The organism is Pseudomonas sp. P5_A12 (assembly GCF_056400685.1).
The window spans coordinates 21,328-41,547 of record NZ_JBFUKU010000020.1 but is presented as its reverse complement, the minus strand read 5'-3'; the positions used below and the strand labels follow the sequence as shown (position 1 = coordinate 41,547).

The following is a 20,220-nucleotide window of genomic DNA, read 5'->3' as shown; positions in this document are numbered from 1 at the left end:
CTGCGAGTGCCATCAATATGAAAGTAGTGCCATCTTTCTCAATATTTCAAGAAATTTCCGGATTCGCGATGGGCGGACTGGAACTATGTCCAAATGCGTAGCTCATACCATCGGTAACGATTATCTACGTGCTTGTACGAGATAACTTACGCAGACAAGAGATTCACGCTGTGAAGTTGTCACATTAACTTCCGAAGATGAGCCTCTTATTTTGGCAACAGACAAAGGACAGGAGATATGCACCATTAATATCCCCTACAACACCAAGACAGCGCCCCTATAAACGTGCTCGCCAGAGCACCCAACCGCTTGATTTACAGGCATATTGCCTGACATTGAGCGTGCAAGATCTTTGCTCCAGCGTTCTCAGGCCAGAGAACCTGCTGCATAAAAGGGCACGTCATAAGAATAAGGCCTAGTTGCGCACATCTTGAGTGCACTTATTACACACTCGAAACTTCATATGCCCGCACACGGCATTGTGGCGCCTGTAAGCCACACTTTCGAGTGCACTATGACCGCTGAACACCCTTAACTCCGGCCATCTATTGGCTTGTGAATACAGTCTTGATAACAGAGAGGTAATTGYGATGCGCATCAGCATATTTGGTTTGGGTTATGTCGGCGCTGTTTGTGCCGGTTGCCTGTCTGCACGGGGCCATGACGTCGTTGGCGTCGATGTTGCCAAAGACAAAATCGATATGATCAACGCCGGTAAATCGCCGATTGTTGAACCGGGTCTGGGCGAGCTACTGCGCAAGGGTATCGATACCGGCAAACTGCGCGGCACGACCAACTTCGCCGAGGCGATTCGTGACACCGACCTGTCGATGATCTGCGTGGGTACGCCGAGCAAGAAGAACGGCGACCTGGAACTGAACTACATCGAAGCCGTGTGCCGCGAAATCGGTTTTGTCCTGCGTGACAAGACCACCCGCCACACCATCGTGGTTCGCAGCACCGTGCTGCCGGGCACCGTGGCCAACGTGGTGATCCCGATCCTCGAAGACTGCTCCGGCAAGAAAGCCGGTGTTGATTTCGGTGTTGCAGTGAACCCTGAGTTCCTGCGTGAAAGTACCGCGATCGCCGACTACGATCTGCCGCCAATGACCGTCATCGGCGAGTTCGACAAAGCGTCGGGCGACGTTCTGCAATCGCTGTACGAAGAGCTCGACGCTCCGATCATCCGCAAGGACATCGCCGTCGCCGAGATGATCAAGTACACCTGCAACGTGTGGCACGCCACCAAGGTCACCTTCGCCAACGAGATCGGCAACATCGCCAAGGCTGTCGGCGTCGATGGTCGTGAAGTGATGGAAGTGGTCTGCCAGGACAAAACCCTGAACCTGTCCCAGTACTACATGCGCCCGGGCTTCGCGTTCGGCGGCTCTTGCCTGCCAAAAGACGTGCGTGCCCTGACCTACCGCGCCGGTTCCCTGGACGTGGAAGCGCCGCTGCTGAACTCGCTGATGCGCAGTAACGAGTCCCAGGTGCAGAACGCCTTCGACATCGTTTCCAGCCACGACAAACGCAAAGTCGCCCTGTTGGGTCTGAGCTTCAAGGCCGGTACTGACGACCTGCGCGAAAGCCCGCTGGTTGATCTGGCGGAAATGCTGATCGGCAAGGGTTACGACCTGAGCATCTACGACAGCAACGTCGAATACGCCCGTGTCCACGGCGCGAACAAGGACTACATCGAGTCGAAAATCCCCCACGTCTCGTCCTTGCTCAACTCCAACTTCGACGACGTGATCAACAACTCCGACGTGATCATCCTCGGCAACCGTGACGAAAAATTCCGCGCCCTGGCGCAGAACGCTCCGCACGGCAAGCAAGTGGTCGATCTGGTCGGTTTCATGACCAAAGCCACCAGCGTCAGCGGCCGCACCGAAGGCATTTGCTGGTAAAGCAGCCATAAGCGGCAAGCTTCAAGCGGCAAGTTAACAGCTCTTCACTTGCAGCTTGAAGCTTGAAGCTTGCAGCTGACTTTAGGCAACTGACTTTAGGATTCCGATTATGCACAGGCTCAAGCACGGCCTGCTTCAGGCCGCCGGTTGGCTGTTTTACCTGAGTTTATTGATGGGCATCGCCTTGGCGTTGCCTGCGTCCACGTTCGACTCCGAGTCGAAGGACTTCATCTTCCTGATCGGTTTCATCGGGATCTGGCGTTACTCGATGGGCGCCACGCACTTTCTGCGCGGCATGCTGTTTCTGTACGTGGTCTACCCGCACCTGCGGCGCAAAGTGCGCAAGCTGGGTAAAGCGGCAGACCCGTCCCATGTGTTTTTGATGGTCACCAGTTTCCGTATCGACGCGTTGACCACCGCGCAGGTCTACGCCTCGGTGATCCGTGAAGCGATCGACTGCGGCCTGCCGACCACCATGGTCTGCTCCATCGTGGAAATGTCCGATGAGAAGCTGGTGAAGAGCCTCTGGTCGCGGATGAATCCGCCAGACCGGGTCAAGCTCGACTTCGTGCGCATTCCCGGCACCGGCAAGCGCGACGGCCTGGCCTACGGTTTCCGCGCCATCTCCCGCCACTTGCCGGACGACCGTGCCGTGGTGGCCGTGATCGATGGCGACACCGTGCTCGGCGAAGGCGTGGTGCGCAAGACCGTGCCGTGGTTCCAGTTGTTCGGCAACGTCGGCGGCCTGACCACCAACGAGTTCTGCGAAGTACGTGGTGGCTACATCATGAGCGAATGGCACAAGCTGCGTTTCGCCCAGCGTCACATCAACATGTGCTCGATGGCCCTGTCCAAGCGCGTGCTGACCATGACCGGGCGCATGTCGGTGTTCCGTGCCACTGTGGTTACCAACCCGGAATTCATTGCCGACGTGGAAAGCGACTCGCTGCAACACTGGCGCCTGGGTCGTTTCAAGTTCCTTACCGGCGACGACAAGTCGAGCTGGTTCAGCCTGATGCGCCTGGGCTACGACACCTTCTACGTGCCCGACGCCGCGATCAACACCGTCGAACATCCGCCGGAAAAGAGCTTCATCAAGGCCAGTCGCAAGCTGATGTTCCGCTGGTACGGCAACAACCTGCGGCAGAACTCCCGCGCCTTGGGCCTGGGGATCAAACGCCTCGGTGCGTTCACCTCCGTGGTGCTGTTCGATCAGCGCGTGTCGATGTGGACCTCCCTGCTAGGCCTGACCGTGGCGCTCATCGCCAGCTTCAAGTACGGCACCGCGTTCATCCTGGTCTACCTGCTGTGGATCGGCATTACCCGCCTGATCCTGACCCTGCTGCTGTCCTGCTCCGGTCACCGGATCGGCCCGGCCTACCCGGCGATCCTCTATTACAACCAGATCGTTGGCGCGCTGGTGAAGATCTACGTGTTCTTCCGCCTCGATCAACAGTCCTGGACTCGCCAGCCCACATCTCTGACCCGTGATCTCGCCAGCTTTCAACGTTGGTTCAACACCTGGTCGTCTCGGACCATGACCTTCTCCGCCGGCAGCATTTTTGTCGCCGTGCTGCTGATGATGGTCTGACCGCCCCCTTATTGAATTAACCAGGAAATCGCCCCTATGAATACCGCCGTCAACGCCAACGTAGTGCATGAATCCGAAGCCCAGCGCCAACACGCCCGTGTGAAAATCCCGGCCAAGCTGCGCTTCTTCGGTCCTGACCGGACTCCGGTCGAAGCCCGAGTGATCGACCTTTCCGCTGGCGGCCTGGCGTTCAACGCCGGTCAGTTGCCGCTGAAGATCGGTGACGTGTACAAGGCCCGTCTGCAATTTGTCATCGACAACCTCGGCCTGGCCATGGACGTGGAGTTGCAGGTTCGCTCCTTCGACCGCGAGACCGGCCGTGCCGGTTGCCAGTTCCAGAACCTGGAACCGCGAGACATCTCGACCCTGCGTCACCTGATCACTTCTCACCTGGCCGGCGACATCGTCAGCATGGGTGAAGTGCTGGCGACCCTGCAGCGCGACAACTTCACCAAGGCGCGCAAGGTCAAGGATGGCGGCCATGGCATGACCGCGTTCGGTCGTCTGCGTGCAGTGACCTTCAGCCTGGGGGTTTTCATCGTCGGCGTCGCGGCGTTCGGCTTCATTTTCAAATCGGTGTACGGCATGTACTTCGTCAGCCACGCCCAGGCCGGTCTGGTCAGCGTGCCGGGCATGAACATCACCATGCCGCGCGACGGCACCGTGCAGAGCCTGATCAAGGCCGACGGCATTGCCGCCAAGGGCGCCCCGCTCGCCACCTTCAGCACCAGCATGCTCGATGTACTCAAAGGGCATCTGGACGAAGACCAACTGCAACCGGCCAAGGTTGAAGAACTGTTCGGCAAGCAAATGACCGGCACCCTGACCTCGCCCTGCGATTGCACCGTGGCACAACAACTGGTTGCCAACGGTCAGTACGCCAGCAAGGGCGACGTGATCTTCCAGCTGGTGCCGCGTAACAGCGAAGCCAACGTTGAAGCCCGCTTCTCCTATCGCCAGTTCCGCGACGTGCGTCCGGGTACTGCGGTCAGCTTCCAGGTTGCCGGCGAAGACAAGACCCGCACCGGCAAGATCGTCAGCAGCACCAGCCTGAAAAGCGCTGACCTGTCGTCCGACATCCGCGTACTGATTCAGCCTGATGAAGCCCTGGACAGCAGCCTCGCCGGTCGCCCGGTGGAAGTGAACAGCGATCGTGGCCCGAACCTGAACTGGCTGATCGACAAAGCCATGGCTGTTGGTCTTTAAGTCGAGGACATGCCCGTGACTATCACAAAAATCTCAAACACACCGCAGTCCCTGTGGGAGCGAGCCTGTGTGGGAGCGAGCCTGCTCGCGAAAGCATCGGCTCGGTCTATTGGTGATACCGAGTTGTCTGCATCGCGAGCARGCTCGGCTCCCACACAGGCTCACTCCTACATGGGATCTCTGTGTGCTGTGGCATTAGCCGTCAGCCTGGCCGGTTGCGCCGGACTGCCCGACCAGCGTCTGGCCAATGAAGCCCTCAAGCGCGGTGACACGGCGCTGGCTCAGCAGAACTACAAGCAACTGGCCGACCTGGGCTACAGCGAAGCACAAGTGGGCCTGGCGGATATCCAGGTCGACAGCCGTGACCCGGCGCAGGTCAAACAAGCCGAGGCGACTTACCGCGCTGCGGCTGACGTCTCGCCGCGCGCCCAGGCTCGCCTGGGTCGTCTGCTGGTGGCCAAGCCCGGTTCCACCGAAGCCGAACAGCACGAAGCCGAAGCCCTGTTGAAAAAAGCCTCGGCCAATGGCGAAGGCAACACCCTGATCCCGCTGGCCATGCTGTACCTGCAATACCCGCACAGTTTCCCCAACGTCGACGCACAGAAGCAGATCAGCCAATGGCGTGCCGAAGGCAAACCGGAAGCCGGTCTGGCCCAGGTGCTGCTCTATCGCACCCAGGGCACTTACGACCAGCATCTGGACGAAGTCGCCAGCATCTGCAAAGCCGCGCTGAACACTACCGACATCTGCTACGTCGAACTGGCCACGGTTTATCAGAAACAAGGTAAAGCGGAGCAACAGGCCGAGCTGATCAAGCAGATGCAAGCCGCACACGCTCACGGCACCGTTTCCGCGCAGCGGGTGGACAGCGTCGCCCGTGTGCTTGCAGATCCGACCCTGGGCAAGACTGACGAGAAAACCGCGCAGTCACTGCTCGAACCCATCGCTCCGGGCTACCCGGCGTCGTGGGTCACCCTCGCTCAATTGATCTACGACTTCCCGGAACTGGGTGATGTCGACCAGATGATGAAGTACCTGGACAACGGCCGCGCCGCCGACCAGCCCCGCGCCGAACTGCTGCTGGGCAAGCTCTACTACGAAGGCAAAATGGTCCCGGCCGACGCCAAGGTTGCCGAAGAACATTTCAAGAAAGCCGTCGGCCGCGAAGTGGCCGCCGATTACTACCTCGGCCAGATCTACCGCCGTGGTTACCTGGGCAAGGTCTATCCGCAGAAAGCCCTGGATCATTTGCTGACCGCTGCACGCAATGGCCAGAGTAGTGCGGACTTCGCCATCGCCCAGTTGTTTTCCCAAGGCAAGGGCACCAAGCCCGACCCGCTTAACGCCTATGTCTTCAGCCAATTGGCCAAGGCCCAGAACACCCCGCAAGCCACCGAGCTTGCACAAACACTCGAAGCACAACTGCCGCCTGCCCAGCTCGCCGAGGCCCAACGCCTGTTGAAACAAGAACAGGCCGTTCGTGGTGCCTTGAGCCAGAACACGCTGGAACTGCATGCCCTGCAAGAAGAAGACGGCGAGGAATCCCTATGAAGTTGAATCCATTCGTTCAGGCCGGTATTGGCCTGACATTCGCCTTGTTGTGGTCATGTCCGACCCTGGCGGCATTGACCGAAACCAAGAACTACGGCCTTGACGTGAAAATCACCGGCCAGTCCGAAGGTGACACTGACCTGGGCACGCAAAGTGGCGGCACCGTCAATGGCGTCGGCCTCGACCTGCGGCCGTGGGTCTATGGCGAAAGCGGCGCATGGAGCGCCTATGCCATGGGGCAAGCAGTCACTTCCACCGACATCATCGAAACCGACACCCTGCAACAGGCCAACGGCGTCGAGTCCACCGATGTCGGCGGTCGCGAGGCAAAGAAAAACTACCTGGCGATGCGCGAGTTCTGGGTCGGCTATAGCGGCTTCACGCCATACCCCGGCGAGAACCTCAAGCTCGGTCGCCAGCGCCTGCACAATGATGACGGCCAATGGCGCGACACCAACATCGAAGCGCTGAACTGGACGTTCGACACCACCCTGCTGCGCGCCAACGCCGGTATTGCCGAACGCTTCAGCGAGTACCGTACCGACCTGACAGAGCTGGCGCCGGACGACAAGGATCGCCAGCACGCTTTCGCCGATGCGGCGTATCAGTGGACACCGGGTCACTGGGTCGGCATCCGCGGTCATCACGTCCACGATAACGGCAAGCTCGACTACCCGACACCGGGTGAGGCCAGCGACTCTTCGGACAAGAAACAGAACGGCAACATCAGCTGGCTCGGCCTCAACGCCGATAGCGACGCCTATAACTGGCGCAATACCAGCACTGTCAACTACTGGGCCAGCGTCACCGGCATGAGCGGCGAGCGCGACACGGTCAACCCGTTGAACGCCGATGGCACCGCACCGGCACAACCCAAGAGCAGCGGTGACGTCGATGGCTGGGCCACCGACCTGGGTGTGCGCCTGCGCCTCGATCCGCAATGGCAAGTCGGTGCGGCATATGCCCGCGCCAGCGGCGATTACGAACAGAACGGCCTGGAAAGCAACCGCTCCAACTACACCGGCACGCGCTCGCGGGTTCACCGTTTCGGCGAGGCCTTCCGTGGCGAGTTGAGCAACCTGCAGAGCGGCACATTGTTCGGTTCGTGGATGCTCAACGACGAGTACGACGCCACCCTGATCTACCACAAATTCTGGCGTGTCGACGGCAACAAGCCGATCGGCAGCAACGGCATCGACGCCGTGCAGAACAACATCGACGACGCCACCGGTGCCATTGTCTCCACCAGCTCCCTGCCCCTGAACAATGGCGAGACAGACCTCGGTCAGGAAATGGACCTGGTCGTCACCAAGTACTTCAAGCAAGGCCTGTTGCCGGCATCGATGAGCCAGGCGATCGATGAGCCATCGGCGCTGGTGCGTTTCCGTGGTGGCGTGTTCAAGCCGGGTGATGCCTACGGCAATAACGTCGACTCGTACATGCACCGCGCGTTTATCGACGTGATCTGGCGCTTCTGATGCGAACCGCGAAGGGAGTGCCCGACATGAACAGTGCCAAGAAAGGTTCGATGACCTTGCTGGCCGGCGCGATGCTGCTGGCCAGTGCGGCTACCTTCGCCAACGTGGAACCGGCTGCGCCTAAACCAGGCAAGCCGGTGACCATGGCCAAGGAACTGCAACAGGCCAAGACCTACACCGTCAGCAGCGCGCCGACCGCACCGCTGGAGCTGGCCAAGCCGAAACTGCCGGACACCTCTGGCTTCACCGCCGAGGCCATCGCCGCGAAAATCGTGCGCACCAAGGCCGGCAAAATCAGCGTGCGCCGGATGATGCAGGAAGACGCCCTGAAGGACTTCATCGGTGGCGACAACAAGATGGCCGAATGGGTGGTGCGTCAGCACGGCATCCCGCAGGCGATCTTCGTCGACGACGGCTACATGAACCTCAAGGACCTGGCCAAGAAGGTGCCCAAGCAGTACTTCAGTGAAACCTCGCCGGGGGTATTCCTGGCGAAGTTGCCGATTGTGGTCGGCCGCCACGGCATCCTGGAAATCGACAAACAGACCCAGGAGTTGCGCCTGTCGCAAGAGGCCGGTTCGTTCCTGGTCAACGACGGTCAGTTGTTTGTGCGTGACACCAAAATCACTGGCTGGAGCGAGAAGGCAAGCAGCCCGGCGGCCTTCAAGTCGGCCAAGGAATTCCGGCCGTTCATGCTGTCTTGGGGTGGCACCGAAACCTACATCGCCAACAGCAAGATCGCCAGTTTCGGCTACGCCAACAGTAAGTCCTACGGCGTGAGTATTTCCCAGTACACGCCGAACATGGCCAAGGTCTTGAAGCGCCCGGAGCCGACTGGCTGGATCGTCGGCTCCGAGTTCTCGGACATGTGGTACGGCTTCTACTGCTACGAAACCCGCGACTTCGTGGTCAAGGGCAACACCTACAAAGACAACATCGTCTACGGCATCGACCCGCATGACCGTTCCCACGGGCTGATCATTGCCGACAATACCGTCTACGGGACGAAGAAGAAGCACGGGATCATTATTTCCCGTGAAGTCAACGACAGCTTCATCTTCAACAACCGCAGCTACGACAACAAACTCTCGGGCCTGGTAATCGACCGTAACAGCGTGAACAACCTGATCGCCTACAACGAGATCTACAAGAACCACACCGACGGCATCACCCTCTACGAGAGTGGCGACAACCTGATCTACGGCAACAAGGTGATCAGCAACAAACGCCACGGCATCCGCATTCGTAACAGCGTGAATATCCGCCTCTACGAAAACCTGTCCTTGGCCAACGGCCTGACCGGTGTCTACGGCCACATCAAAGACCTGAGCGATACCGACCGCGACATCAAGCTCGACCCGTTCGACGCCCAGGTGTCGCTGATCGTGGTCGGCGGTGAACTGGCCGGCAACGGCAGTGGCCCGCTGTCCATCGACTCGCCGCTGAGCGTCGAGTTGTATCGCGTGTCCATGCTCGCCCCGACCAAATCCAGCGGCATCAGCTTCAGCGGGATTCTCGGCGAGCGTCAGGATGAAATTCTCGACCTGCTGGTGCGCCAGCAGAAAGCCGTGCTGATCGACCCTGTCGAACGCCAGACCGAAATGCGGGACTGAGGATAATTTTATGCATACACACTTGATCAAATTACTCAGCCTGTCGGCCCTGACCGCCGGCATTCTCGCGGCCAGCGCCGGCGTGCGTGCCGATGAAGTCAAAGCACCCAGCTTCAGCGCCGAACCGTGCTGCAACCTGTGCCCCGAAGCCCATGACGCGAAGAATTACACCACGCGTTATCAGCAGAACTTCACCACGCTGGTGCAGGCTCAAGGCGATTGGCTGTTCCGTACCCAGGAAGACTTGCGCACCGAATTCGACACCACTCCCGCTGGCTACAAACGCATGAAAGAACTGCACGATGCGTTCAAGAGCAAAGGTGTCGAACTGGTGGTGGTTTACCAGCCGACCCGTGGCTTGGTGAACCGCAACAAGCTCAACCCGGAAGAAAAAGCCAAGTACGATTTCGACAAGGCACTAAAGAACTACAAGTCCATGCTCGGGCGTTTCGCCGCCATGGGTTACGTGGTGCCGGACCTGTCGCCGCTGACCAACGAATCGCTGCCCGAGACCCTGCCCGCCCACGACTTCTACTTCCGTGGCGACCAGCACTGGACGCCGTATGGTGCCCAGCGCACAGCGAAAATCGTCGCGGAAAAGGTCAAGCAGATCCCGGCGTTTGCCGGCATTGCGAAACGCGAATTCGAGACCCACAAGTCGGGTCGCATGGGCAAGACCGGAACGTTGCACAACATGGCCGGTCAACTCTGTGGCACCAGCTATGCGGTCCAGTACATGGATCAATTCACCACCGAGCCCAAGGGCGAAGCCGCCGACGGCGATCTGTTCAGCGACGCCGGCAATCCGGAGATCACCCTGGTCGGCACCAGCCACAGCGGCAAGAACTACAACTTCTCCGGTTTCCTCGAAGAGGCCATCGGCGCCGACATCCTCAACGTGGCGTTCCCCGGCGGTGGCCTGGAGGGTTCGATGCTGCAGTACCTGGGCAGCGAAGAGTTCCAGACCAAGCCGCCGAAGATTCTGATCTGGGAATTCTCGCCGCTCTATCGCCTCGACCAGGAAACCATCTACCGCCAGATAATGGCGCTGCTGGACAACGGTTGCGAAGGCAAGGATGCACAGCTGTCCGGCAGGACCACGCTGAAACCGGGCAAGAACGAATTGATGGTCAACAGCCAAAACCTGAACCTGCAAAACAGCAGCCACCAGGTTGACATCCGCTTCGCCGATCCGTCGGTGAAAACCCTGCAAGCCACCCTCTGGTACATGAACGGTCGCCACGAGGACATCAAGATCGAAAAACCGGAAACCTCCGACACCGACGGGCGTTTCGCCTTTGAGTTGCGCACGGACGAAGACTGGGCCTCGCAGAATCTGCTGGCCGTCGAAGTCCAGGGCCCTGCAGCAGGTGCCGCGCCGCAGAAAGTCGAAGCGAAAATCTGCAAACGCAACGTGTTCCCGAGTGCTGAGCAACGTACCGCTCAGGCCGGGCAATGAGGTCTGCCATGCAAAACCGAACGTTGAAAAATCTACTCGCACCCTCGCTGTTGACGCTGGCGATGTTCGCCGGCGCCAGCCAGGCCGCCGCGCCCCTGCGCCCGCCACAGGGTTACTTCGCGCCGATTGAAAAAATCAAAACCGGCGACGGCGGCGAAAGCTGTGATGCGATGCCGACGCCGTACACCGGCTCGCTGCAATTTCGCAGCAAATACGAAGGTTCCGACAAGGCCCGTTCGACCCTGAACGAGCAATCGGAAAAAGCCTTTCGCGACAGCACCGCCGACATCACCAAAATCGAACGTGGTACCAGCAAGCGCGTGATGCAGTTCATGCGTGACGGTCGTCCGGAACAACTGGAATGCACACTGAACTGGCTGGCTACATGGGCTCGGGCAAATGCGTTGATGTCCAAGGACTTCAACCACACCGGCAAGTCCATGCGCAAATGGGCGCTGGGCAGCATGGCTTCGTCGTATATCCGCTTGAAGTTCTCCAACTCCAATCCATTGCTCAACCATCAACAAGAGTCGCAGTTGATCGAAGCCTGGTTCAGCAAAATGGCGGATCAGGTGGTCAGCGACTGGGACAACCTGCCGCTGGAGCAAACCAACAATCACTCGTACTGGGCGGCCTGGTCGGTGATGGCAACGTCGATCGCGACCAACCGCCGCGACCTGTTTGACTGGGCCGTGAAGGAATACAAGGTCGGCGCCAATCAAGTCGACGCGCAGGGCTTCCTGCCGAACGAACTCAAGCGCGAGCAACGCGCCCTCGCCTACCACAACTACGCCCTGCCGCCACTGGCGATGATCGCCAGTTTTGCTCAGGTCAACGGTGTGGACGTGCGCCAGGAAAACAACGGCGCGCTGAAACGCCTGGGTGATCAAGTGCTGGCCGGGGTGAAAGACCCGGACATCTTCGAGAAGAAGAACGGCAAGGAACAGGACATGACCGATCTCAAGATCGACTCGAAATTTGCCTGGCTCGAACCGTTCTGCACGCTCTACACCTGCTCGCCGGATGTGCTGAAGAAGAAGCACGGGATGCAACCGTTCAAGACCTTCCGCCTCGGCGGGGACCTGACCAAGGTCTACGACCCGGCCAATGAAAAAGGCAAAGGCTCCTAGGACCTGCAATGGCACGACACGGTGTACCTGACGCACCGCTAACCCTGTAGGAGCCGGCTTGCTGGCGAATGACACAACGCGGTGTGACTGACACACCACTTTCGCTGGCAAGCCAGCTCCTACACATTAAACACGGAGAGATCGGGATGGTATTTTCATCCAATGTGTTCCTGTTTCTGTTCTTGCCGATATTTCTCGGCTTGTACTACTTGAGCGGAATACGCTATCGCAACCTGCTGCTGCTGATCGCCAGCTACATGTTCTACGCCTGGTGGCGTGTGGACTTCCTGGCGCTGTTCGCCGCCGTCACACTGTGGAACTACTGGATCGGCCTCAAAGTCGGTGCCGCCGGCGTCAGGACCAAACCGGCCCAGCGCTGGCTGCTGCTCGGCGTCGCCGTCGACCTGTGCATCCTGGGCTATTTCAAGTACGCCAACTTCGGCGTCGACAGCATCAACGCCATGATGACATCGGTCGGCCTGTCGCCGTTCATTCTGACCCACGTGCTGTTGCCGATCGGGATCTCGTTCTACATCTTCGAGTCCATCAGCTACATCATCGACGTCTACCGTGGTGACACCCCGGCGACCCGCAACCTGATCGACTTCGCGGCGTTCGTGGCGATCTTCCCGCACCTGATTGCCGGCCCGGTATTACGCTTCCGCGACCTCGCCGACCAGTTCAACAACCGCACCCACACCCTCGATAAATTCTCCGAGGGCTGCACGCGGTTCATGCAGGGTTTCATCAAAAAAGTCTTCATCGCCGACACCCTGGCAGTCGTGGCCGACCATTGCTTCGCCCTGCAAAACCCGACCACGGGCGATGCCTGGCTTGGCGCACTGGCCTACACCGCGCAGCTGTATTTCGACTTCTCCGGCTACAGCGATATGGCCATCGGCCTGGGCTTGATGATGGGTTTCCGCTTCATGGAAAACTTCAAACAGCCATATATCAGCCAGTCGATCACCGAGTTCTGGCGGCGCTGGCACATCAGCCTCTCCACCTGGCTGCGTGACTACCTGTACATCACGCTGGGCGGCAACCGCAAAGGCACGCTGATGACCTATCGCAACCTGTTCCTGACCATGCTGCTCGGTGGACTATGGCACGGCGCGAACATCACCTACATCGTCTGGGGCGCGTGGCACGGCATGTGGCTGGCGATTGAAAAAGCGCTGGGCCTGAATACCTCGCCGCGCAGCATCAACCCGATTCGCTGGGCCCTGACGTTCCTGCTGGTGGTGATGGGCTGGGTGATCTTCCGCGCAGAAAACCTGCACGTCGCCGGGCGTATGTACAGCGCGATGTTCAGCTTCAGCGAATGGTCGCTGTCGGAACTCAACCAGGCCAGCCTCACCGGCCTGCAAGTGGCGACCCTGGTGGTGGCTTACGTGACACTGGCGTACTTCGGCATCCGTGATTTCTACACCAACCGTCCGCCTGAGAAGACCAAGCCTGCCGTGAATGTCGAGGCCGATGGCCCTGCCGGCGCAACCCCTGGAATGATCAAAGCCGTACCGGGCGACAACCCGGCCAGCATTCACCAACCGGGTTACACCGTCGGCGTTGAAGCCACCGTGCAACCGGCCTACTGGACCGCTGACTGGTCGCGTTACGTGATGCGCGCCCTGGTGCTGCTGCTGTTCATTGCTTCGATTCTAAAACTCTCGGCGCAAAGCTTCTCGCCGTTCCTTTACTTCCAGTTCTGAGGGATCTGACCATGACCCGCTCATTACGCATCGTCTACATCGCCCTGTTCATGCTGACCTTGTTGGTCCTGGGCCTGTGGTCCACGCGCAGCTTCCTGGGCTTCAGCACCAATGCCGACGCGACGGTGCTCAACGGCCGCTGGACCAAAGCCGTGGAAACGCACTACGACGACGAGTTTCCGATCAAGCGCCTGGGCACCAACCTCTGGGCCGCGCTGGATTTCAAACTGTTCAACGAAGGTCGCCCGGGCGTTGTGCTCGGTCGCGATCAGTGGCTCTACAGCGATGAAGAGTTCAACCCGATCGTCAACGAAGAGCTGAACCTGCAAGGCAACTACGCGCTGGTCGAAGGCGTGCGCCAGACCCTGAAAGCGCAAGGCGTGAAACTGGTGATGGCGATCGTGCCGGCCAAGACCCGCCTGTACCCGGAGCACTTGGGTGAAGCGAAGCCTTCGAGCATTCACGCCAACCTCTATCAGGACTTCCATGCCCGTGTGGCCGCCGACAAGATCCTCGCCCCCGACCTGCTCGGCCCGCTGCAACAGGCCAAACAGAACGGTCAGCAAGTGTTCCTGCGCACTGACACTCACTGGACCCCGGAAGGCGCACAAATCGCCGCCGAGACTCTGGCCAGCACCATCGCCGAAAAACTCCCGCTGAGCGGCGAACCGCAAAACTTCGTCACCGAACCTGCGGAAAAAATCACGCACAAGGGCGACCTGCGCTTGTTCCTGCCGCTGGACCCGCTGTTCGAAAACCTGATGCCGGCACCCGAGCCGCTACAAAAGCGCAACACCGTGGCGGCTGAAGATCAGCCGGCCAGTGACGACGCGCTGTTCGCCAACACTGAAGTGCCGGTCGCCTTGATTGGCACCAGTTACAGCGCCAACCCGAACTGGAACTTCGTCGGTGCACTGAAGCAAGCGCTGCACAGCGACGTGGTCAATTACGCCGAAGACGGCCATGGCCCGATCCTGCCGATGCTCAGCTACCTGAAAAGCGATGCTTTCAAGAACAGCCCGCCACAGGTGCTGATCTGGGAGTTTCCCGAACGTTATCTGCCTGTGAACAACGAAATCGGCGACGCCGACCCGCAGTGGGTCGCAGAGCTCAAAGAAGCCGGCGCCCGCCAACAAAACGTAGCCGCAAACACTAAATCCGAGACGCCCGACCGGGCGCAAAACTGAAAGAGAGAGGTACTCCCATGACTTTCACTACAACTCCTCGCCGTCTCGCCGCTCGCTCCTTAAAAGCAGTTGCACTCGTTGCCGGCATGAGCGTTCTGTCGATGAACGCCTTCGCCGGTGACGCTGCACTCTACGGCCCGACCGCACCAAAAGGTTCGAGCTTCGTGCGTGTCTTCAACGCTGGCAACGCTGAAGTCAGCGCCACCGTCGGCAGCACCAACCTGAGCGACGTCGCGCCACTGTCGAGCACCGACTTCAGCTTCATGCCGGGCGGTGACTACAGTGCCAAGGTCGGCAGCCAGACCCTGCCGGTGAAACTGGCCAGTGATCACTATTACACCCTGGTCAACAACGCCAGCGGCGCGCCGCAACTGATCGAAGAACCGCCGTTCAAGAACAAGCAGAAGTCCCTGGTGCGCCTGCAGAACCTGAGCGACAAGTCCCTGACCCTGAAAACCGCTGACGGCAAGACCGACGTGGTGCCGAGCGTGGCCGCCAAGGGCCGTGGCGAGCGTGAAATCAACCCGGTGAAAGTCAGCTTGKCGCTGTTTGAAGGCGACAAGAAAGTCGGCGACGTCAAACCGGTTGCCCTGGAGCGCGGTGAAGCAGCGGTGCTGTACGTCACCGGCAACGGCAGCAGCCTGTCGCCAGTCTGGGTAAAACGCCCGGTTTCGACGCGCTAACCAATTTGCCTGACTGACGCATCCCCCCTGTGGGAGCGAGCCTGCTCGCGATAGCGGTCTGACATACAGCATTGATGTCGACTGATACGCCGCCATCGCGAGCAGGCTCGCTCCCACACTGAATCGCAGCGTCAGTCGGGTTACGGAATAAGAACAAGAGTGAAACGACAGAACGTACGTAGCTCTAACCAATCGATTTTGAAGGAGTAACAACATGATTCCGGTGATCTTGTCAGGTGGTAGTGGCTCACGTCTTTGGCCGCTTTCGCGTAAGCAGTTCCCTAAGCAGTTCCTCGCCCTGACCGGCGAACACACGCTGTTCCAGCAAACTCTGGAACGCCTGGTGTTCGAAGGCATGGACACACCGATTGTGGTGTGCAACAAGGACCACCGCTTCATCGTCAACGAACAGTTGAGCGCGCGCAAACTGGAAGTCCAGCGCATCCTGATGGAACCGTTTGGCCGTAACACAGCGCCGGCTGTGGCCTTGACCGCGATGATGCTGGTCAATGAAGGTCGCGACGAGCTGATGCTGGTGCTGCCGGCTGACCACGTACTGGAAGACCAGAAAGCCCTGCAACGCGCCTTGGCCCTGGCCACCGTCGCGGCCGAAAATGGCGAAATGGTGCTGTTCGGCGTCCCGGCCACCAAACCGGAAACCGGTTATGGCTACATCAAGTCGACCAATGATTCGCTGCTGCCGGAAGGCGTCAGCCGTGTCTCGCACTTCGTCGAAAAACCGGATGTCAAACGCGCCACCGAGTTTGTCGCGTCCGGCGGTTATTTCTGGAACAGCGGCATGTTCCTGTTCCGCGCCAGCCGCTTCCTCGAAGAACTGAAGAAGCACGATCCGGACATCTACGATACCTGTCTGTTGACGCTTGAGCGCAGTGACCACGAAAACGACTCCATCACCCTCGACGAAGCCACGTTCGCCTGCTGCCCGGATAACTCCATCGACTACTCGGTGATGGAAAAAACCCAGCGCGCCTGCGTCGTTCCGCTGACCGCTGGCTGGAGCGATGTCGGTTGCTGGTCGTCGCTGTGGGAAGTGAACAAAAAAGACGCCAACGGCAACGTCACCAAAGGCGACGTGATCATTCAGGACAGCAAAAACTGCATGATTCACGGCAATGGCAAACTGGTGTCGGTGATCGGCCTGGAAAACATCGTGGTCGTCGAAACCAAAGACGCCATGATGATTGTGCACAAGGACAAGGTCCAGGGCGTGAAACAGATGGTCAACACCCTCAACGAGCAGGGCCGCAGCGAAACCCAGAACCACTGCGAAGTTTATCGCCCGTGGGGTTCCTACGACTCAGTGGACATGGGTGGGCGCTTCCAGGTCAAGCACATCTCGGTCAAACCGGGCGCGTGCCTGTCGCTGCAAATGCACCACCACCGCGCCGAACACTGGATCGTGGTCAGCGGCACCGCCGAAGTGACCTGCGACGACAACGTGTTCCTGCTCTGCGAAAACCAGTCGACCTACATTCCGATTGCGTCGGTCCACCGTCTGCGCAACCCGGGCAAGATTCCACTCGAGATCATCGAAGTGCAATCGGGCAGCTACCTGGGAGAAGACGATATCGAGCGGTTTGAAGATATCTACGGTCGCACCACTCCGATCGAGCGCGGCGTGTCGGTGAAAACCATCGCGCAGTGATTGATCTGTAGCACAAGAAGCCCTCGTCCAGCCCGCTGCGTTTTTCCCTATCCGCAGCGGGTTGGGCGGGGGCTTTTTTAGTGGAGTGACATCTACCGGGCCGAGGAAGACTTGGCGCTTCCATTGAGTGAATGTCGTCTTCCGGCATAAGGCCTGGGTGCGACAAGTGCAATGAAATCCTGGCTTCGGTTCAACGCCTGAACCAYCGTTTGCGTCTGCATCGAGAGCTCGGCGATACGCTCGAAGGTTTCCGGGTCGCGACTACCGGAACCTGCAAATTCAGTGTTGATGGCCTGCATCCTGAACTCCAGCATATCGATCACTGTCGGCGTTTCTTCATAGGCCTTGCTAAGCGAGACCGCGTTCAGCCCCAACGATGCCTGATAAAACTCCCGACCTGTCTGGATCAACCCCGTCCCTTGCGACCCCAACTGACTGCCGACCTTTTTGAACGCCTTATCAATAACCGCGGTGGTGATTTTTTTCTGCAATTGCTTTCGTCCTTCACTGGTCCGCGGGTCAACCGCAGACAGTTCAAGTTTGACCGTTGCAAGGCTGATTTTCTTTTTCGGTTCAACGCTTTCAATGAACGCTTTAGGGTTCATTTCGTCACCCTTGAAGTTGATCGGGCGTTCCAGCTGATAGGCGTCCTTCACCTTGGAAATAAGGGCACCTGAGATCTTTGAAGCCGTCACCTTTCCGACTTTAGCGCCAAGCGCACCGGTCAACGCCCCCCCCAATCCACCCAAAGCACCGCCCCCCGCAGCCCCCAATGCCTCACTGGCAGAACTGAAAGCACTGCTGGCAAGTTGGGTCACCACCCGCCGGCCCAACGCTTTGAACCGTTGCTGCGGATAGGCATGGTTGAGTATTGAATTTTTAGCATCAGCGACAGCGCCTGCGACCGATGACAACAGGGCTCGTTGCTTGTCCATGCTTGCACTCAACCCTGAAGCTTCGGTCCTTCCCCCGCCGTCGGTATCGACATACGTCATCGGCGAATTTCCGACCATCTGATACAGGTTCGGCCCGTCGACCCACCCCTTGGGATCAGGATTGAGCCAGCGCTGGAACCACGGCACGTAATAACGCAGGCCATAGTAATAAAGCCCTGTGGCATCCCGCTCCTTGCCTGAGTAACGGATGAATTTAAAACCGGCCTCAATCACATCATCCCCGGCACACCAGGCCGTTGCGCCAAACGGGTAATAGATTTCGCGGCTGATGATTCGTGCATCGTCCGCCAGCTCCACGCTGCAGGAATTCAGATGATCGACCAGGGTATAACGATACTGATCGTTGATGCCGGACGGCGGATTACTGTCCCAATGCAACACCCGAACCGAATTAAGACCGGTTTGAGCCGTAATGACCTGTAGCACCTCCCCGGTGCCGCTGTCGGTACGAAGTTCCAGCTGCGGCAAGTAGCGCACGTCGGCCATCACGGTTCGGGCATGGGTCTGCAACGAGCGGATTTTGCGTACCCTTTGGCCACCCCCATCATAGACATAGGACTCAGAGTCATTGCGCCCGGTATCGCGCTCCACCGGGCTGACCGACTGCATTTGGTTACGCAGATCCCACGTCAAAAACCGCCCCTGATCCAGCTCCAGCAAATTACCCCTGGTGTCGAATGCCGAGGCGATCTCGTCTTCGGTCGGCGGCACGCCGTTGCGCCAAGGCAAACAGCGATTGCTGTGCCGGGCGGGTTTTATTTCACGTCCCGGACTTTGTGCGCCGACGTGCGTCAGCTTCAGCAGGTTGCCACCCTCGTCGTAGGAGTAGACCTGGTGGTAATTGCTGAGTGCCGCAGAATCGTTGCGCCCGACGGATGCCGGCCCTTGATTGGGAGCCCCCGCCTCCCAGCCAGATGCCGCGATCAATTGATAAAGACTGTCGTAGATAAATCGACTGACGGGTTCGATGCGTTGATTGTTGAAGTACCGCACCGACAACGCCTTGTCTTCGATGCTCAGCACATTGCCCATTCGGTCATAAACATAGAACAGGTGTTGCAGCAAACCGCTGTGATCGCCATGCGCTCGCCGTTCGATCAATCGCCCTTCTTCAGGGGAATACTTGAGGGTCGTTTCTACGTTGTTACCCGCCACTTCGCGAGTGATCTGTCCCTGGGCGTTGTACTCGATGTCACTCACCAGTGTTTGCCAAGCGGGCTTGCCTGCGAGCTTCAAGGCACTGTGGCGTAGTCGACCATCAAGGGTGAAGCCAAAGGTCTGGCAGTTCTGCCGGGCATCGATCGACTCCAGCACATCCCCCAGCGGACCGAACCGCCACGTCGAGACGGCACCATCGCCGGGCTCCAACAGACTATTGCGATCAGCAATCGGCTCTGGCCAATCAGGTGCGACGGCATCCTTGGTAAAATGTTGCACCTGCCTTGTGCATTGGCCGGTGATCGCAAACACCTCAAACACTACGGTGCCACCAGGGCCATCTCGCCGAATGAGCTGACCGAGAAGGTTTTGGTCCCGACGCCCCTGACCGGGACGACCATATTCCATCCGCTCCGCACACCATGGTGGCTGCGTAGCGAGGTGCTCAAACACCGTCACGGGGCGCAACAAGTCGTCGTATTCAACCTCGCGGTGAGTGCCCCGATTGTCCCAACCCTGCAGAAATTCATGGGTCAGGCCGAAAAGAATGATCTGCGAGCCGGCATCAACGCTGAGCGTCGACACCGCGTTACCGGACAGCGAATGCACCGTCACGAGATTGGCGGGCGCCAACAGATCTTGGTCCTGTAGCAACCAAAGCCGTGGGTCCCACCGTTTGACGGCGTGCCCGGCAGCATTGTGGAGAGTGCGGTTGATGCGGGCCTGAGCCGGTTCGCCTTCAACCTCGCGCCAATAATCAATCGAGCGGATTGGCAACTCTCGCGGATCGACGACAGACAGTGTGGGAGTTTTGTAATGCATGCCGGCGCGTCCCTGTAAGCCAGCGGTTATCTAACCGTTCGTGCCAATGACGGGCTACTGTCAGAAATTACAGTACCGACCAACGGCAACAGACCTGATCC

13 protein-coding genes are annotated in these 20,220 nt (G+C 59.0%); 12 read left to right on the top strand and 1 reads right to left on the bottom strand.

What is annotated here, in order from left to right; all coding sequences use genetic code 11:
• Positions 1-590: 590 nt before the first annotated feature.
• The 12 genes from AC1DSG_RS05215 to AC1DSG_RS05160 all read left to right on the top strand — a co-directional run bounded on the left by AC1DSG_RS05215 (position 591) and on the right by AC1DSG_RS05160 (position 17,183).
• Positions 591-1,907 carry a nucleotide sugar dehydrogenase gene (locus AC1DSG_RS05215; protein ID WP_477789904.1) on the top strand — a complete coding sequence of 439 codons (1,317 nt, stop codon included), beginning with the start codon at positions 591-593 and terminating at the stop codon, positions 1,905-1,907.
• A gap of 109 nt (positions 1,908-2,016) precedes the next feature.
• Positions 2,017-3,498 carry a mannuronan synthase gene (alg8, locus tag AC1DSG_RS05210; protein ID WP_477789903.1) on the top strand — a complete coding sequence of 494 codons (1,482 nt, stop codon included), beginning with the start codon at positions 2,017-2,019 and terminating at the stop codon, positions 3,496-3,498.
• A 36-nt stretch (positions 3,499-3,534) separates the two neighbouring features.
• Positions 3,535-4,704, top strand: a complete 1,170-nt coding sequence (locus AC1DSG_RS05205; RefSeq protein WP_477789902.1) for a PilZ domain-containing protein — start codon at positions 3,535-3,537, stop codon at positions 4,702-4,704.
• Positions 4,705-4,875: 171 nt separating this feature from the next.
• Positions 4,876-6,255 (top strand): alginate biosynthesis TPR repeat lipoprotein AlgK, encoded by a 1,380-nt coding sequence (gene algK / locus AC1DSG_RS05200; protein WP_477789901.1) that lies wholly within the window; start codon positions 4,876-4,878, stop codon positions 6,253-6,255.
• Entirely contained in the window at positions 6,252-7,733 is a 1,482-nt protein-coding gene (locus AC1DSG_RS05195) for an alginate export family protein (RefSeq protein WP_477789900.1), read from the top strand. The genes algK and AC1DSG_RS05195 overlap by 4 nt, the downstream gene beginning before the upstream one ends.
• 26 nt (positions 7,734-7,759) lie before the next feature.
• Positions 7,760-9,346 (top strand): mannuronan 5-epimerase AlgG, encoded by a 1,587-nt coding sequence (gene algG / locus AC1DSG_RS05190; RefSeq protein WP_477789899.1) that lies wholly within the window; start codon positions 7,760-7,762, stop codon positions 9,344-9,346.
• 10 nt (positions 9,347-9,356) lie between these two features.
• Positions 9,357-10,805, top strand: a complete 1,449-nt coding sequence (locus AC1DSG_RS05185) for an alginate O-acetyltransferase (protein WP_477789898.1) — start codon at positions 9,357-9,359, stop codon at positions 10,803-10,805.
• 8 nt (positions 10,806-10,813) lie between these two features.
• Positions 10,814-11,935 (top strand): mannuronate-specific alginate lyase, encoded by a 1,122-nt coding sequence (locus tag AC1DSG_RS05180; RefSeq protein WP_477789897.1) that lies wholly within the window; start codon positions 10,814-10,816, stop codon positions 11,933-11,935.
• 146 nt (positions 11,936-12,081) lie between these two features.
• Positions 12,082-13,647 (top strand): MBOAT family O-acyltransferase, encoded by a 1,566-nt coding sequence (locus AC1DSG_RS05175; RefSeq protein ID WP_477789896.1) that lies wholly within the window; start codon positions 12,082-12,084, stop codon positions 13,645-13,647.
• 11 nt (positions 13,648-13,658) lie between these two features.
• On the top strand, positions 13,659-14,834 hold the full coding sequence (locus tag AC1DSG_RS05170; protein WP_477789895.1) for an alginate O-acetyltransferase: 1,176 nt from the start codon (positions 13,659-13,661) through the stop codon (positions 14,832-14,834).
• 17 nt (positions 14,835-14,851) lie between these two features.
• Positions 14,852-15,517 (top strand): alginate O-acetyltransferase AlgF, encoded by a 666-nt coding sequence (locus AC1DSG_RS05165; RefSeq protein WP_477789894.1) that lies wholly within the window; start codon positions 14,852-14,854, stop codon positions 15,515-15,517.
• 214 nt (positions 15,518-15,731) lie between these two features.
• On the top strand, positions 15,732-17,183 hold the full coding sequence (locus tag AC1DSG_RS05160) for a mannose-1-phosphate guanylyltransferase/mannose-6-phosphate isomerase (RefSeq protein ID WP_477789893.1): 1,452 nt from the start codon (positions 15,732-15,734) through the stop codon (positions 17,181-17,183).
• Positions 17,184-17,275: 92 nt separating this feature from the next.
• On the opposite strand, the gene AC1DSG_RS05155 is transcribed toward AC1DSG_RS05160, so the two are convergent.
• Positions 17,276-20,119: an RHS repeat domain-containing protein gene (locus AC1DSG_RS05155; RefSeq protein WP_477789892.1), complete on the bottom strand. Its 2,844-nt coding sequence runs from the start codon at positions 20,117-20,119 to the stop codon at positions 17,276-17,278.
• Positions 20,120-20,220: the final 101 nt, after the last annotated feature.

Coding starts and splice junctions, on each gene's coding strand:
- AC1DSG_RS05215 (WP_477789904.1), top strand. CDS start 591: ATGCGCATCAGCATATTTGGTTTGGGTTATGTCGGCGCTGTTTGTGCC.
- AC1DSG_RS05175 (WP_477789896.1), top strand. CDS start 12,082: ATGGTATTTTCATCCAATGTGTTCCTGTTTCTGTTCTTGCCGATATTT.
- alg8 (WP_477789903.1), top strand. CDS start 2,017: ATGCACAGGCTCAAGCACGGCCTGCTTCAGGCCGCCGGTTGGCTGTTT.
- AC1DSG_RS05170 (WP_477789895.1), top strand. CDS start 13,659: ATGACCCGCTCATTACGCATCGTCTACATCGCCCTGTTCATGCTGACC.
- AC1DSG_RS05205 (WP_477789902.1), top strand. CDS start 3,535: ATGAATACCGCCGTCAACGCCAACGTAGTGCATGAATCCGAAGCCCAG.
- algG (WP_477789899.1), top strand. CDS start 7,760: ATGAACAGTGCCAAGAAAGGTTCGATGACCTTGCTGGCCGGCGCGATG.
- algK (WP_477789901.1), top strand. CDS start 4,876: ATGGGATCTCTGTGTGCTGTGGCATTAGCCGTCAGCCTGGCCGGTTGC.
- AC1DSG_RS05185 (WP_477789898.1), top strand. CDS start 9,357: ATGCATACACACTTGATCAAATTACTCAGCCTGTCGGCCCTGACCGCC.
- AC1DSG_RS05180 (WP_477789897.1), top strand. CDS start 10,814: ATGCAAAACCGAACGTTGAAAAATCTACTCGCACCCTCGCTGTTGACG.
- AC1DSG_RS05195 (WP_477789900.1), top strand. CDS start 6,252: ATGAAGTTGAATCCATTCGTTCAGGCCGGTATTGGCCTGACATTCGCC.
- AC1DSG_RS05160 (WP_477789893.1), top strand. CDS start 15,732: ATGATTCCGGTGATCTTGTCAGGTGGTAGTGGCTCACGTCTTTGGCCG.